Genomic DNA, 13,878 nt, shown 5'->3' with positions numbered 1-13,878 from the left:
CCGGGCTCGAGGAGACGACCGTGAACAAGAAACACACCCTGTGTGCGCTCTGCCTGCTGTCGGCCGCGGGATTGGCCGAAGCCGCCAACTACACCCTCTGGATCAACGGCCGCAACAGCGGCGGCACGCCCGGCAACTATGCCGACTTCCGCTACTGGGGGCCGGACACCACGCCCGCCGGCGTCAACAAGAAGGCCGTCAACTGGGATGGCTACAGCAGCATCGCTGCGCAGAGCGGGCGCGTGCGCGACGCGCTCGACTGCTTCTGCACCGGCCAGAACTGGTGCTATATCGCGGCCTACAGCGCGGGCGAGCCGCTGCTGGGGTACACACTGGCCCATTTCGGCGGCACCACGCGCGCGCGCAAGAACGCCACGCCCAACGCCGACGGCGTCTGCGGCGACGCGGGCGGCGTGCAGGGCGGCTGGAACATCAAGTGGGTGAGGGTGGCGTCGGGCGCCGCGGGCGGCTCCGAACTGGCCAACGCCGGCGCCTGGACCACCTCCGAACCGCTGGTGCAAGACCTGCGCACCGGCACGGTGCGCGCGATGTACAACCACAACGACACCCGCAATATCTGGTTCTACCGCTACGCCGGCGCGCGCGGCACCGCGTATTCCTTCCTGCTGCCGGGCCAGGACGACGAGGTCGTGGCCTACCACAGCAGCGGCGGCGCGGCCGGCAACTCCGGCCGCGCGCTCTGCAATCCGGGCGACTGGTTCTGCGACGACCTGCGCTATGGCACCGAGGCGAACCAGGGCGGCAGCGTCAAGTGGAGCTGGCACTCGGTCGCCTTCCGCGACGACCGCGAAGACGTCGACCACTACGGCGACGGCAACTGGGGCGGCATCATCGGGGTCGTGCGCCAGGCGATGGTCGATACCGCCAACTAGGGGATCCGCATGCGTTGGCGTTGGCCGGCCGCGGCGGGCCTGGCGGCCTGCATCGGCCTGGGGCTGGGCGTCCTGGTGGACGAAGGCGAGGCGGTGCCCGGCGCAGCGCCGGCACTGTCGTCCGCGCCTGTCACGCAGACGCCGCCTTCCATCGCCGCGGCGCCGCCCGAGGACCGCGCCGCGCGCCGGCGCCAGCTCGTCGAACAGGTCCGCCTGACCGACCACACCTATTGCAGCTACCTGGCGCATTCGCGCTATCCGCACGAGTCGCGGCCGGCCGGCCACCATCCCGACCAGCTGTACCCGAACCAGCCGCTGCTCGAGACCAACCCGATGCGGGCGGAGGGCGGCGACAGCCATCCCGACGTCCGGCTGCAGAGCGCGCAGTCGCGGGTCTACCTGGCGGCGGGCGAGCGGGCCGACTTCTCGCTACGTGCGCTGGATGGAAGCGGCCAGCCGCTGCCGCTGGTCGTCACGCGTGCGCTGGCCCAGGGGATGACCTATGGGCCGAGCCGGCCGGCGCCGCGGGTCGCGGTGCCGTTCGCCGACGAGGGCGGCGCCTGGCGCGGGACACTGGCGCCGGCGGAAAACGCGCTGGCCGGCTTCCATGGCACCATCCGGCTCGAGGTCCGCTACCAGGCCGGCGGCCGCGAAGGCGTCGTGCTGTTCGACGTCATCTATTCGCCACAGTCGCCGGCCACCTGGAGCGGTGCGCCGCGCGAGGCGGTCGACGGCGGCGCGCTGCAGTTCGCGCTGCCGCTGGACGTGCGCCTGCCCGGGCGCTACGTGGTCACTGGCCGCGTCGACGATGCGGCCGGCCGGCCGTTCGCGCTGGCCACCTTCAACGAGGTGCTGGGGCAAGGGGCGCAGCAGGTGCGGCTCAGGGTGCACGGCAAGCTGCTGCACGATGGCGCGCCGCGCCTGCCCTTGTCGCTGCGCGACGTCGAGGGCTATCTGCTGCGTGAGAATCTTGACCCCGACCGCCTGCTGCTGCCGCGCCTGGAGGGAAAGGTGTTTGCCAGCCACACCCGATCGCTCGACGGCGTGCCGGATGTCGAATGGCAGAGCGAGGAACGCAGCCGCTACCTGGCCGAGTATGCGAAGGACCGCGCCGCGGCCCGTGCGCGGCTGGCGCGCTTCGATCCGCAGGCGATCTTGCCGCCGGCCGACTGCCGGATGGACAGGATGGATCAATAGGGAAGCAGGGGCAACTGCTCGACCATCGCCGACACCACGATGGCGCAGCACAGCATCAGCACGCCATACCAGCGTGCCAGCGACCGTTTCAGTTTTTCCCTTATGCGCATTCCCATCTCCGTCTTGTGCAGGCAAGAGGGCAGTGTGCGCGCGGAATATGTCATCAGTGTTGCAATAGCTCAACGGTGTGCATGTTGGAAAACAGCCTTGTGGCTGCGCCGCTACGTTTGTGTCGACGCTCAGCGTAAAATAGCGCCTTGGACGAAAGATTAAGAGAGCAATAGTATGTCGATTCAATGGTTCCCTGGCCACATGAACGCGGCCAAGCGGGAAGCGGCCGAGCAGATGGAAAACATCGATCTGGTGATCGAGGTCCTCGATGCGCGCCTGCCCGAGGCGAGCTGCAACCCTTTGGTGGAAGAGCTGCGCAAGTTCCGCCAGCGTCCCTGCCTGAAGGTCCTGAACAAGATCGACCTGGCCGACCCGAACGCGACCGCTGCCTGGAAAGCCTATTATGATGCCCAGGAAGGCGTGACCGCCTATCCGATGACGACCAAGAAGCCGGCCGACGTCGCCCGCATCCCGGACCTGGCCCTGTCGCTGGCCCCGCACCGCGGCGTGCCGACCAAGCCGTTGCGGATCATGATCATGGGCATCCCCAATGTGGGAAAGTCAACGCTGATGAACGCGCTGCTGAAAAAGCGCGTGGCCAAGGTGGGCGACGAGCCGGCCGTGACCAAGACCCAGCAGCGCCTGTACCTGAACAAGAACGTGGTGCTGGTCGACACCCCCGGCATGCTGTGGCCAAAGATCGCCATGGCCAGCGACGGCCTGATGCTGGCCGCCAGCCACGCGATCGGCACCAATGCCCTGGTCGAGGAAGAAGTGGCCGAATACCTGGGCGAGCTGCTGCTGGTGCGTTATCCGCAGCTGCTCACCGCGCGCTACGGCTTCAAGACCGAAGGGATGGACGGCGTGGCCGTGATCGAGGGCGTGGCCCAGCGCCGGGGTTTTCGCGTGCGCGGCGGCGATTTCGATTACGAGAAAGCTGCACATACCCTGTTGCAGGATTACCGCCAGGGCGCGCTGGGCCGCATCAGCCTCGAGACGCCCGAGTCGCGTGCGGCCAGCCTGGCCCGGCACGAGGCCGAAGTGGCCGAGAAAGCCCGTATCGCAGCCGAGAAGGCCGCCGCCAAGGCCGAAGAAGCGGCGCGCGGCAAGCGCGGGACGTAATCACGCCGCTGGCGGTGCTCCGAACCTGAAACTCGACACCGTCAGATTTCCCATGAACGCCTCTTCATGATAGACGCAGGCCGCCGCCTCCTGCCCGGCCGCCCCCAGCGCCACCATCAGCGGAATCAGGTGTTCCTCGCGCGGATGCGCGGCGCGCGCCATCGGCGCCGTATCCCAGCGCAGCAAGGCCTGTTCGCGCCGAGCCGGATCGAGGTCGAGCAGCGCGTGCTGCAGCCAGCCATCGAAAGCCTTCGAGGCCTCGCGTCCGTTCGGCCCGAACTGGCGCAGGTTGTGGTACGACAGCCCGCTGCCGATGATCAGGATGCCCTCGTCGCGCAGCGGCGCCAGCGCGCGGCCCGCCGCCAGGTGGGTGGCCGGATCCAGGTCGCGCCGGATCGACAGCTGCACCACCGGCATGCGCGCTTCCGGATAGACCGGGTACAGCATCGAGAAGGTGCCATGGTCGAAGCCGCGCTCGGCATCCAGCGCGGCTGGATGGCCCGCTGCCCCGAGCAGGTCGGCCACGCGCCGCGCCAGCGCCGGCTCGCCCGGCGCCGGGTACCTGACCTGATAGGTATGCGGCGGGAAGCCGCCGTAGTCGTAGATCATGCCGGGCGCCGTGCCGGACGACACCATGAACTGCGGCGTCTCCCAATGGGCGGTCACGACCAGCACCGCGCGCACCGTCTCTCCAGCCTCGGCGCGTAGTGCGGCCAGCGAGTCCGCCAACTGGTCGTAGGCCGCTCCGTATTGCTCGCGCATCCACGGCCAGGGGCCGCCGCCGTGCGAGACGAAATAGGTGGGCAAGGTGGGCAAGCGCGCCATGATCGCTCCTGTCGGGCATTGAAACGGCCATGTTAGCCCAAGCGGCGAGCGCTTGCCGGCGGTCGGGCGGGCCGCACCTTGTCAAGGTATAATCGCCCCGTTTTGGTGCTCTCGCGCGCATCCTGGTGCGCGAAGTTAAACGGGAAACACGACATGGCCGCGCCGCGCGCCGCCGTGGAAGTGTGCTGCCCCCGCAACGGTCAACAAGCGCCGCGTCCCCATTCAAGAGGCGTGGCGGGCGGTCTCGACAACCACTGTGCCAGTGTCCATCCTGCGCAGGAAGGTGAGGCCGTCATGCTTGCCAGCCCGGATACCGGCCAACACAGGTGGAAGCGCCAGGCGCTTCTAGTTGACTCCGGGCTGCGGGGAAGCAGGCCGGTGCCTTTTATCGAGAACACATTCATCATGATTTTTGCAGCTGCACCGCGCCGCGCGCCACTCGCACTGGCTTGCGCATCCGCCCTGTTCGCCCTCGCCACCCCGGCGATCGCCCAGGATGGCTTGCCGTCCGTCGTCATTACAGGCCCGCGCTTCCCGGCCCAGGCCACGCCGATCGGCGCCACCGTCATCACCGCCGAGCAGATCCGCAGCGCCGGCGCCACCGACGTCAACCAGGCGATCCGCAAGATCGGCGGCGTGTTCGGCCGCCAGAGCCTGGACGGCTCGTCCGACTTCGGCCTCGACCTGCGCGGCTTCGGCACCAACAGCGCCCAGAACACGGTGGTGCTGGTCGACGGCGTGCGCCTGAACGAGAACGAGCTGGCGCACACGGTGCTGTCGACGATCCCCGTGGACACGGTCGAGCGCATCGAGATCACGCGTGGCGGCAGCAGCGTGCTGTATGGCGATGGCGCCACCGGCGGCGTGATCAACATCGTCACCCGCCGCAGCGCTGGCGCCGGCACCCACGGTTCGCTGTTCGCCGAAGCCGGCCGCTTCGACCACCGCGACCTGCGCGCTTCGGTCTCCCACGGCGCCGGCCCATGGTCGTTCGACGCCGCGGTCAGCGACCGCAGCACCGATAACTACCGCGACAACAACAAGTACGAACAGACCAGCTTCAGCGGCGGGCTGCAGTATGCCTATGCGCCGAACGGCCGCGCCGGCCTGCGTGTCGAGAGCGCGCGCTCCGATTCGCGCCTGCCAGGCTCGCTGAGCGAAGAGCAGTTCCTGACCATTCCGACCCAGACCAATACCCCGAACGATTACGGCTCGGTCGACACCGATCGCGTGACCGCCTTCGTGGAGCACCGTATCGGCAACGTCGACCTGGCGGCCGAGCTGTCGCACCGCGAGCGCGACGTCTCGTCCACTTACGATTTCGGCGCACCATCGACGTCGATCTACGAGGCCGGGCAGACCCAGTTCTCGCCGCGCCTGCGTCACACCCTCGACCTCGGCGACAAGCGCAACGAATTCGTCACCGGCATCGACCTGATCCGCTGGGACCGCAAGGTCACCTCCAGCTTCTCGGCCGGCGACGCGCGCCAGGACTCGAAAGCCTTCTACCTGCGCGACGAACTGCGTTGGAATGTGCCGCACAACTCCCGCCTGGCGGTCGGCGGCCGTCACGAGCGTTTCGAGAAGGACTACAGCGACCCGCTGGCGTTCCCGCCAGTCCTGGGCGAGCACCGCAAGCAGTCGCTCAACGCCTGGACCGTGGAAGGCAGCATCGACGTGATGCCGCTCGTGACCGTGTTCGCCAAGGCCGGCCGCAGCTACCGCATCGCCAACATCGACGAGAACGCCTACCGTTCGACCCTGGACGTGCTGGAGCCGCAGACCTCGCGCGACCTGGAACTGGGCGTCAGCGCCGGCCTCGATGCCCGTAAAGTGACTGCCCGTGTGTTCCGCCACCGCCTGACGAACGAGATCTTCTACGACCCGACCATCGGCTATGGCGCCAACACCAACCTCGATCCGACCCGCCGCCAGGGCGTGGAGCTGGAAGGGCAAGCGACCTTCGCCGACGCCTGGCGCCTGCTTGGTTCGTGGCAATACGTGCAGGCCGAGTTCCGCGACGGCCCGAACGCCGGCCGCGAGATGGTGCTGGTGCCGAAGCACGTCGTCACCGCGCGCCTGGCCTGGACGCCGGGCGATGGCCAGAGCGCCGACATCGGCGCCCAGTGGGTCGACAGCCAGCGCTACGGCGACGACTTCACCAACAGCTGCAGCACCCGCATGCCGTCGTTCACCACGATCGACGCCCGCTATGCGCGCCGCTTCGGCCCGTGGGAGGTGGCGGTGTCGGGCCTGAACCTGGCCGACCGCCAGTACTACAGCCAGGCCTACAACTGCCGCGCCGGCATCTATCCGAGCGATGGCCGCCAGCTCAAACTGTCGCTGCGCTTCGACTTCTGAGGCCATGAAGTCCGCGCTGGCGGCCGTGCTGGCCGCAACGTCGATCAACGCGCTGGCGGCGATCGCCGTCGTCGACGACGCCGGGCGCACGGTCACGCTGGCGCGTCCGGCGCAGCGGGTGATCTCGCTCGCGCCCCATGTCACCGAGCTGCTGTTCGCGGCCGGCGGCGGGGCGCGCGTGGTCGGCGCCGTGAACTACAGCGACTATCCCGCAGCGGCGAAAAAGCTGCCCCTGGTCGGCAGCTACAACAGGATCGATGTCGAGCGCTTGCTGGCCCTGAAACCCGACCTGCTGGTGGTCTGGCATAGCGGCAACCCGACGCGCCAGATCGAGCAACTGTCGCGGCTGGGGATACCCATCTATCACAGCGAGCCGAGCCGGCTGGCACAGGTCGGCGACAGCCTGCTGCGCCTGGGCCGGCTGCTCGGCACCGAACCGGCGGCCCGGCAGGCGGCGCAAGAGTATACGGCGCGCATCGCGGCGCTGAGGACGCGCTACGCCGGGCGTCCGCAGGTGGGCGTGTTCTACCAGGTCTGGGATCGCCCGTTATACACCCTCAACGACGACCACATCGCCAGCGACATCCTGCGCCTGTGCGGCGGACGCAACCTGTTCGGCGCCCTGAAGACGATCGCGCCCGAGGTCGGCGTCGAGGCGGTGATCGAAGCCGATCCCGAAGTCATCCTGGTGGGCAAGCGCGACGATCCCGAGGATCCCGGCTGGAAAATATGGCAACCCTACAAGGGCATGACGGCGGTAAAGCGCGGCAACCTGTTCGCAATCGATGGCGACCTGACCAGCCGGGCGGGGCCGCGCACGGCCGAGGGCGCCACCCGCATCTGCGCGCTGCTCGAAGAAGCGCGCGGGCGCCGGCCTTGACGGCTTGACTATTCACGCCGCCGGCGTAGATTGAAAGTCATCAGCCCTTGTTTCAGCCGTAAGCAAATGCAAAAAATCGTGCTCCCGGGACAGGGCAACCACAAAAAGTGGTAATCTCGCGGTCGTTCGTTCATTCTTTTGGAAGGATTTTATGCGCACCCTGCGTTTCGCCCTCGTTGCCGCTGCCCTGGTCGCCGGTTTCGCCAATGCCTCGCCGACCAATCCTCAGGTTGGCGCCGAATACACCGTGCTCGCGAACCCGCAGCCGACCCAGACGGTCGGCAAGAAGGTCGAAGTGGTCGAATTCTTCGCCTACCACTGCGGCGCCTGCAACGCGTTCGAGCCGAGCCTGGTGAATTGGGTCAAGAAGCAGGGTGACAACATCGTGATGCGCCGCATCCCGCTGCCGTTCCAGGGCGCCAGCGATCCCGAAGCCCGCCTGTTCCTGACGCTCGACGCCATGGGCAAGCTGGAGGAGTATCATCATCGCGTGTTCCGCGCCGTGCACGTCGAGCGCAAGCGCCTGATGAAGGACGACGACATCATCGCCTGGGCCACCTCCAACGGCCTGGATAAAGCCAAGTTCCTCGAAGCGTGGAACTCGTTCGGCGTGCAGACCAAGCTCAAGCGCCTGCCGCAGATCGCCGAAGCATACAAGGCCAGCAGCACCCCGACCGTCGTCATCGACGGCAAATACGTCGTGTCGCCGGCAACGGTGGCGCAATCCAACAAGATCCAGGACATGGGCCAGCTGATGACGGCGACCGGCCAGGTCCTTGATGCACTGGTGGCGAAGGCAGCCAAGGAAAAATGACCGATAAAGTCGAAGGCGAGATCCTCAAGATTTACGAAGGGTCCCGGCCCAAAGAGGAAAACTTGTTCGAGACCAGTAACGTGAATCACCTCGCGTGGACGCTGGCGCTGATCTTCGTCCTGACCACCGTCTGGTTCGGCATTGCGCTCGTCCATGCCGAAAACCAGCGTCACGCGATGGCGTCGAACCTCTGCCCCGATCAAGTGTTCAAGGAAGGGTTCGACAAGAAATGCCTGACGACCGTGCGTTCGCGCGATCACTGGTGGGAGCATCTGTGGTACGGCGTGACCCATGTGCGCTCGCACCCCGATCACGACGGCCGCATCGATACCCGGAAGTAAGCCGACACGGCGTCCCCTGCGGACGCCGTTGTTCTATTCGGCGGTCCGCGGCGTGACCGCGTAGGCGCAGCGCCGCGCCCCGCCGAGCTGGTGCTCGATCCGCACCACCTTCACCTCCGGTCCCAGCACCCGCTCGAACACGGCCAGCTCCGAGCGGCAGAAATCCTGGCAGGCCGCCGCCGCCGCGCAGATCGGACAATGGTGTTCGACCAGCAGGACGCCGCCATCTTCCTGTGGCTGCGCCTCGGCCATATATCCTTCTTCGTCGCGTACCCGGGCCAGGGCTTCGACCCGGCGCGCCAGCGGCGCGTCCGGCGCCACCTCATGCAGCCGGCTGCGGTACAGCGCTTCGCTGGCCTGCTCGCGGGCGGCGATCAGGCGCTCCATGGCTGCCGGCCCGAACAGCGCCTGCACCTGTCCAATCAGGTCGACCGTCAGCTCCGCATGGCGGTCGGGAAAGCGGGCATGGCCGGCCTCGCTCAAACTCCAGCGCCGCACCGGGCGGCCGACCTTGCCGCTGCTGTCATGGCTTTCCACCAGCCCCTTATCCTGCGCCTGATCCAGGTGGCGGCGCACGCCCATCGACGTCAGCCCCAGCCCATCGGCCAGGGCCTGCGCGGTCTGCGGTCCGCGCATCTTGAGCTGCAACAGGATGCGTTCCGGTGTGTTCATGCGTTCTCCAGGTGGGGATGGGGGCTGCGCGCGCTCCAGCGGCGCAGGGCGACCGAGGCCCAGGCGGCGAGCAGCCCGCCGACGACCAGCACCAGGCGGGTATCGACCAGGGTCAGTACGGCGCCGGCCAGCGCCATCAGGATATTCGCCAGGCAGAAGATGGTCGACAGCAGGGCCATCACCGAGCCCTGGCCGTGCGGCGCGAACTCGTCCGCCGCCCAGGTCTGCAGCGCGGTGTTGTAGAAGGCATGCGGTGCGCCGAACAGGAGGATGCCGGCGATGCCGATCCACAGGTTGCCGAAGCCCACGCACAGCACGGCCGAGGCGGCCGCGGCCGCATACCAGCCGGCGCGCAGCCGTCCCTCGACCCGGCTGGCGTGGCCGGCGAACAGGGCGGCCATGGTCATCAGCGCGCACATGCCCATATTGACGACGGCGATCTGGCGCGCATCGTAGCCGCCCACGTCCACCAGCCACAGCGGAAAGAACTCGTACAGCGCCGCGACGCCGCAGCAATAGGCAAGGTGGACCGTGAACAGGGTGCGCAGCGGCGGATGGCGCAGCAGGGTGAGGGCGTGGCGCTCGCGCGCGACCGTCCACCAGCGCTGCCGCTGCAGGTGGGATTGGGCGGGCGCGGCCGGGATCGAGACCAGCACGCCCAGCGTGCCGAGCAGCAGTGCGCCGGCGGCGATGTAGAAGGGCACCGCCGGCCCGAGCGCCATGGTGAAGCCGGCCAGCATTGGGCCGACCAGCCAGCCCAGGTTGAACGAACCGTTGAGCCACGACAGCGCGTGGTTGCGCAGCGGCCCCTTGATGCGCTCGATGACCAATGCCCGCATCACCGCGCCATTGCCCTCCAGCAGGCCGGTAAAGAAGCGCGCCGCCAGGAACAGCGGATAGGATTCCATCACCATCGCCACTGCCGTCAGCAGGTGGCCGAGCGCGGCGCCGGCGGTGGTCAGGAGCAGGGCGCGCCGCCGGCCGAAGCCGTCAGATAGCGGACCCAGGATCGCACTGCCGATCAGCAGGCCGACCGGGTTGATCATGAGCGCGATCCCCAGCAGCAGCTTGGGCGGCAGGCCGAGGAAGCTGTTCAGTCCATTGGCATTGCCGTCGGCGAACAGCGGCGCCAGCATGGGATAGGGGAGGGAGGCGCCGACGGTGGACAGCAGGCCCAGGCCGCACAGGGTGCCGATCAGCAGGCGTTCGTTCATGGCAATGATGAAATTGGCAACCTGCCCAGCTTACGCCTGGCCCGACAATAAGTAAACGAATTCGTTTATTTATCTGGCAGGGTGTCCGGCAGGGTGATGACGAAGCGCGCGCCGCCCAGGCCTGATGTCTCGACCTGCAGGCTCCCGCCATGCAACACCACGGCCTTCTGCGCGATCGACAGGCCGAGCCCGAAGCCGCCGGTGGCGCGGTCGCGGCTGCGGTCGAGGCGGTAGAAGGGATCGAAGATCCTGTCGCGTTCTTCGGCGGGGATGCCGGGGCCGTCGTCGTCGACGGCGATCGCGACGCCATCCGGCGTGCGCCGCGCCGACAGCACGATCCCTCCCCGCGCATATTTCTGGGCATTGCGCAGCAGGTTGCCGACCGCGCGCGCCAGCAGGCGCGCATCGAGCTCGATCGTGCCGAGCCCGTCCGCCAGCTCGCAGGCCACCTGTTGCGGCGAGGGCGGCAGGGTGGCGCAGCAGTCGCGCAGCAGGGCGTCCAGGTCGACCGGGGTGCGCTGCAAGGTGCGCGCGCTGTCGAGCTTGCTCATATCGAGCAGCTCCTTGACCAGGTTGTTCAGTTCGGACAGGTCGCCCTCCATGGCGGCGATGCGGCGGCTCAGCTCGGGATCCCTGGCCTTGGCGTCGAGCAGCTCGAGCGCGAATTCCAGGCGCGCGATCGGCGTGCGCAGTTCGTGCGACACCGAGTGCAGCAGGCTGCGCTGGGATTCCATCAAATTCTCGATGCGGCCGGCCATGTGGTTGATCCGTTCCGCCAGCGGATAGACGGCGTCCGACGGTTTCAACCGGGCGCGCACCGACAGCTTGCCGGCCCCGAACTCGTCCGCCATGCGCGACAGCGACTGCAAGCCCTGCCAGTGCGAGCGCGACCACAGCGCGATCGGCAGCAGCAGGGCGATGGCGACGATCACGTAGCGCAGCAACTCCATCTTGAGCGCCTGCCCGATATCGATCGGCAAGTCGTGGGCGTGCAAGACGTCGTCCTGGCTGCCGATATAGCGTTCGCCATCCAGGTCGACCCGCCGGTACAGGGATTTGCCGGGCACATCGATCACGATGTTTCCCCGTTCGAGCTCGGCGCGCTGGCCGGCGCCGACGGCGTCCAGCGCCTGGGCCAGCGGCATCAGGTCGTAGCGCACGTCGGACACTTCGCGCACATTGTTCAGGCGGCCCAGCCATTCGTCTTCGGGCGCCTGGTCCACGTATTGTTCGAGCAGGAAGATCTGGGCCGCGGCCTGGCGCCGCGCGATGTCGTCCAGCGGGTCGCCGAACAGGCGCGCGAACGCGAAATAGATGACGAAGGTGGCAGCCGTGATCGACAGCATGACGAGCACGAAGAAGCGGAAGAAGATCCGGTTCACGGGCGCGTCCTGGGTAACTGTCGGTCTGGCGGTGGTGCCGGCTGCATGGTGTCTCCTCGGGCACGAATTGTACAGGCGCAACGGTGGTACCGGTAATCCAAAGGAGAGAGCACACAGGGCGGCTTACAAATTGACGACAATTGGCCGACATCTGGAGGGTGCATGACGTGGGGCCGAACGATTACCATCTTTCTCATCATCAGGTTTTCCGTTTGCCCACCTGATGCGCCAGCAATGGAATATCGGTGGGTTTTTTTATTCAAGCAGGAAGCGACCCGGAGCGGGCCGCGCCTCGACCATAAGGAAGTGCTTATGAGCATGGTGCGCGCGAGCGCTGCCTTCGAGTACGGCGCCGCGCCGGCCGGTTCCGAAGCGCCGGCGCGGCGCATAGCAAGGGTCCCAGGCCTGACGGCGGATGCAACCCCAACGGGCATGCGGCGTTTGTCATAATGGGATGGGAGAGCGAAGCTTGCTCGACGTAAAATATCGACAAACAAACTCTCCGAGTAATTTCACGATGAAACCATTCTTCGCCCTGGCCCTGGCGGCTGCGAGCACCGCAGCAAGTGCGCAGACGCCGGCCACCAACCCGATGCCCGACGGCAGCCGCGACATGTACGCAGGGCTGGGCGCCGTCTCGCGGCCGCGTTACGAAGGGGCGGACAGCCAAAAGGTTTCAGCCTTGCCGGTGCTCCAGGTCCAATGGAGCAACGGCCTTTTTATTTCCGGCATGAGCGCAGGGATGCATCTGTCCAACCGTCCCACGGTCGAGTACGGTCCGCTGCTGACGGTCCACCCGAACCGTGACGAGTCCGGCACGGGCCGCATCGTCGATGGCGTCGGCGTATCGACCTCGCCCTTGCATTACGCACGTACCGGGAACCGTCTGACGGGCATGGAAGACGTGAGCACCCGGCTCGAAGGCGGTTTCTTCTTCAATTACTATCTGGCGCCGGAATGGCGGCTGACCAGCAGCGTGCTGTTTGGCGCAGGCAACGACCGCGACGGCGCGCGCATGGAACTGGGCGTGCAGCGCCTGGCCGTGCAGCTCGCGCCGCAGCACACGATCTCGTTCAATGCCGGCGCCACGGTCGTCAACGCCGACTACAGCCGCGCCTATTTCGGCGTCACCGGTCAGGAAGCCTGGCAAAGCGGCAATCCGCCCTATCGCCCGGGCGGCGGCCTCAAGGATGTCCGCGCCGGCGTGCGCTGGAACTGGGCCTTGAGCCCCTCCTGGATGCTGGTCACCAATGTCCAGGCCACGCGCCTGGTCGGCAGTGTCCGCAATAGCCCGCTCGTCGAGCGGCCCACCAACGTGACGGTTTCGGCCGCCTTCGCCTACCGGTTTTGATGATGCGACGCGCACACCTCACCGCCTGCGTGACCTTGCTGCTGACGGCCGGACTGGCCGTGGCGCAGCCGCGCGCCGGGGAATGGGTGAACTATCGTGACGCCTACCGCGCGATGGTGCTGTTTGACAAATACGGTGGCCCCAAGAATCTGTTGAACAACCACTTGCAGGTGCTGCCGCGCGACAAGGGCGTGCTGCAACCGGGCGCGCAACTGCTCATCCAGGGCAAGAGCGTCCGGACCAGCCTGGCGCTGGATCCGCTCGGCCGTGCCGTGCTGCCGCTGCTCAAGGCGGCTTATGACGAGAACGCGGTGTTGACGTTGACCCGGCCGCCGGGCGGCTTCACGGTCAAGCCGCGGGTTTCGCTGGCGCTGCGCGCCGACGGCGCCTACGAGGTGGCCGACCTGCGCGCGGCCTGCGAGCAGGCGCTCGGCTTTGCCCGCTATGCCGACAATTCGGCGCGCGGCCTCCAATGCACCGGCGTGCGCCTGGTGTTCCCGAAAGACGGCGAGGCGGCTGGCGTGCGGGTGCGTGCGCGCGGCGCCGAACAGGCGCTGGCGCCTTCGCGCGGCGCTGCCTTCGCGGGTGACGCCGACGGTGGGTTCCCGGTCGTGACCTACCGTTTCGGCGCGCAGCCGGCGGGCCAGGTCGTTACCTATAACGCCCCGCTGGCGATCGTGCCGCTGTTCGAATAAGCTTCCGACGTAAAAAAACC

At 67.5% G+C, this 13,878-nt stretch carries 13 protein-coding genes and 1 riboswitch; of the genes, 9 read left to right on the top strand and 4 right to left on the bottom strand.

The annotated features are described in order from the left end of the window. Window positions 1–20: 20 nt before the first annotated feature. From DIR46_RS06060 to ylqF, 3 genes are all read left to right on the top strand, one after another. Window positions 21–893, top strand: coding sequence for a hypothetical protein (locus DIR46_RS06060; RefSeq protein WP_109344428.1), 873 nt, complete (start codon window positions 21–23; stop codon window positions 891–893). Between the two features lie 9 nt (window positions 894–902). Further along, complete coding sequence (locus DIR46_RS06055; protein ID WP_109344427.1) at window positions 903–2,090, top strand: hypothetical protein; 1,188 nt, start codon at window positions 903–905, stop codon at window positions 2,088–2,090. Window positions 2,091–2,375: 285 nt separating this feature from the next. Beyond that, on the top strand, window positions 2,376–3,323 hold the full coding sequence (gene ylqF / locus DIR46_RS06050) for a ribosome biogenesis GTPase YlqF (RefSeq protein WP_109344426.1): 948 nt from the start codon (window positions 2,376–2,378) through the stop codon (window positions 3,321–3,323). Here the strand turns inward: ylqF and DIR46_RS06045 are convergent, their stop codons facing one another. Beyond that, window positions 3,324–4,148 carry a DODA-type extradiol aromatic ring-opening family dioxygenase gene (locus tag DIR46_RS06045; RefSeq protein WP_109344425.1) on the bottom strand — a complete coding sequence of 275 codons (825 nt, stop codon included), beginning with the start codon at window positions 4,146–4,148 and terminating at the stop codon, window positions 3,324–3,326. A gap of 86 nt (window positions 4,149–4,234) precedes the next feature. Beyond that, window positions 4,235–4,484: riboswitch (cobalamin riboswitch) on the top strand. A gap of 69 nt (window positions 4,485–4,553) precedes the next feature. Here DIR46_RS06045 and DIR46_RS06040 point away from each other — a divergent pair. The 4 genes from DIR46_RS06040 (at window position 4,554) to DIR46_RS06025 (ending at window position 8,544) form a co-directional block, all read left to right on the top strand. Continuing rightward, window positions 4,554–6,509 carry a TonB-dependent receptor gene (locus DIR46_RS06040; protein ID WP_229446516.1) on the top strand — a complete coding sequence of 652 codons (1,956 nt, stop codon included), beginning with the start codon at window positions 4,554–4,556 and terminating at the stop codon, window positions 6,507–6,509. A 4-nt stretch (window positions 6,510–6,513) separates the two neighbouring features. Beyond that, the gene (locus DIR46_RS06035; protein ID WP_109344424.1) at window positions 6,514–7,389 is read left to right on the top strand and encodes a cobalamin-binding protein; all 876 of its coding nucleotides are present in this window, start codon (window positions 6,514–6,516) and stop codon (window positions 7,387–7,389) included. A gap of 151 nt (window positions 7,390–7,540) precedes the next feature. Further along, window positions 7,541–8,203, top strand: coding sequence for a thiol:disulfide interchange protein DsbA/DsbL (locus DIR46_RS06030; RefSeq protein WP_109344423.1), 663 nt, complete (start codon window positions 7,541–7,543; stop codon window positions 8,201–8,203). Beyond that, window positions 8,200–8,544 (top strand): hypothetical protein, encoded by a 345-nt coding sequence (locus DIR46_RS06025; protein ID WP_109344422.1) that lies wholly within the window; start codon window positions 8,200–8,202, stop codon window positions 8,542–8,544. Before DIR46_RS06030 ends, DIR46_RS06025 begins: the two co-directional genes overlap by 4 nt. 33 nt (window positions 8,545–8,577) lie before the next feature. Here the strand turns inward: DIR46_RS06025 and DIR46_RS06020 are convergent, their stop codons facing one another. From DIR46_RS06020 to DIR46_RS06010, 3 genes are all read right to left on the bottom strand, one after another. Continuing rightward, window positions 8,578–9,216 (bottom strand): helix-turn-helix transcriptional regulator, encoded by a 639-nt coding sequence (locus DIR46_RS06020; protein WP_109344421.1) that lies wholly within the window; start codon window positions 9,214–9,216, stop codon window positions 8,578–8,580. After that, window positions 9,213–10,430, bottom strand: coding sequence for an MFS transporter (locus tag DIR46_RS06015; RefSeq protein ID WP_109344420.1), 1,218 nt, complete (start codon window positions 10,428–10,430; stop codon window positions 9,213–9,215). Before DIR46_RS06015 ends, DIR46_RS06020 begins: the two co-directional genes overlap by 4 nt. Before the next feature lie 65 nt (window positions 10,431–10,495). Further along, window positions 10,496–11,812 carry an ATP-binding protein gene (locus tag DIR46_RS06010; RefSeq protein WP_109344419.1) on the bottom strand — a complete coding sequence of 439 codons (1,317 nt, stop codon included), beginning with the start codon at window positions 11,810–11,812 and terminating at the stop codon, window positions 10,496–10,498. Window positions 11,813–12,329: 517 nt separating this feature from the next. Between DIR46_RS06010 and DIR46_RS06000 the strand changes: the two genes are divergently transcribed. Further along, a complete protein-coding gene (locus tag DIR46_RS06000) occupies window positions 12,330–13,163 on the top strand; it encodes a MipA/OmpV family protein (RefSeq protein WP_109344417.1) in 834 nt (277 codons plus the stop codon). Continuing rightward, the gene (locus DIR46_RS05995) at window positions 13,163–13,858 is read left to right on the top strand and encodes a hypothetical protein (protein WP_109344416.1); all 696 of its coding nucleotides are present in this window, start codon (window positions 13,163–13,165) and stop codon (window positions 13,856–13,858) included. The genes DIR46_RS06000 and DIR46_RS05995 overlap by 1 nt, the downstream gene beginning before the upstream one ends. Window positions 13,859–13,878 lie beyond the last annotated feature (20 nt).

Source organism: Massilia oculi (genome assembly GCF_003143515.1).
Lineage (GTDB): Bacteria > Pseudomonadota > Gammaproteobacteria > Burkholderiales > Burkholderiaceae_D > Telluria > Telluria oculi.
The sequence above is the reverse complement of the archived record's forward strand: the minus strand, read 5'-3'. Positions and strand labels throughout refer to the sequence as shown.

Coding starts and splice junctions, on each gene's coding strand:
- DIR46_RS06055 (WP_109344427.1), top strand. CDS start 903: ATGCGTTGGCGTTGGCCGGCCGCGGCGGGCCTGGCGGCCTGCATCGGC.
- ylqF (WP_109344426.1), top strand. CDS start 2,376: ATGTCGATTCAATGGTTCCCTGGCCACATGAACGCGGCCAAGCGGGAA.
- DIR46_RS06045 (WP_109344425.1), bottom strand. CDS start 4,148: ATGGCGCGCTTGCCCACCTTGCCCACCTATTTCGTCTCGCACGGCGGC.
- DIR46_RS06040 (WP_229446516.1), top strand. CDS start 4,554: ATGATTTTTGCAGCTGCACCGCGCCGCGCGCCACTCGCACTGGCTTGC.
- DIR46_RS06035 (WP_109344424.1), top strand. CDS start 6,514: ATGAAGTCCGCGCTGGCGGCCGTGCTGGCCGCAACGTCGATCAACGCG.
- DIR46_RS06030 (WP_109344423.1), top strand. CDS start 7,541: ATGCGCACCCTGCGTTTCGCCCTCGTTGCCGCTGCCCTGGTCGCCGGT.
- DIR46_RS06025 (WP_109344422.1), top strand. CDS start 8,200: ATGACCGATAAAGTCGAAGGCGAGATCCTCAAGATTTACGAAGGGTCC.
- DIR46_RS06020 (WP_109344421.1), bottom strand. CDS start 9,216: ATGAACACACCGGAACGCATCCTGTTGCAGCTCAAGATGCGCGGACCG.
- DIR46_RS06015 (WP_109344420.1), bottom strand. CDS start 10,430: ATGAACGAACGCCTGCTGATCGGCACCCTGTGCGGCCTGGGCCTGCTG.
- DIR46_RS06000 (WP_109344417.1), top strand. CDS start 12,330: ATGAAACCATTCTTCGCCCTGGCCCTGGCGGCTGCGAGCACCGCAGCA.
- DIR46_RS05995 (WP_109344416.1), top strand. CDS start 13,163: ATGATGCGACGCGCACACCTCACCGCCTGCGTGACCTTGCTGCTGACG.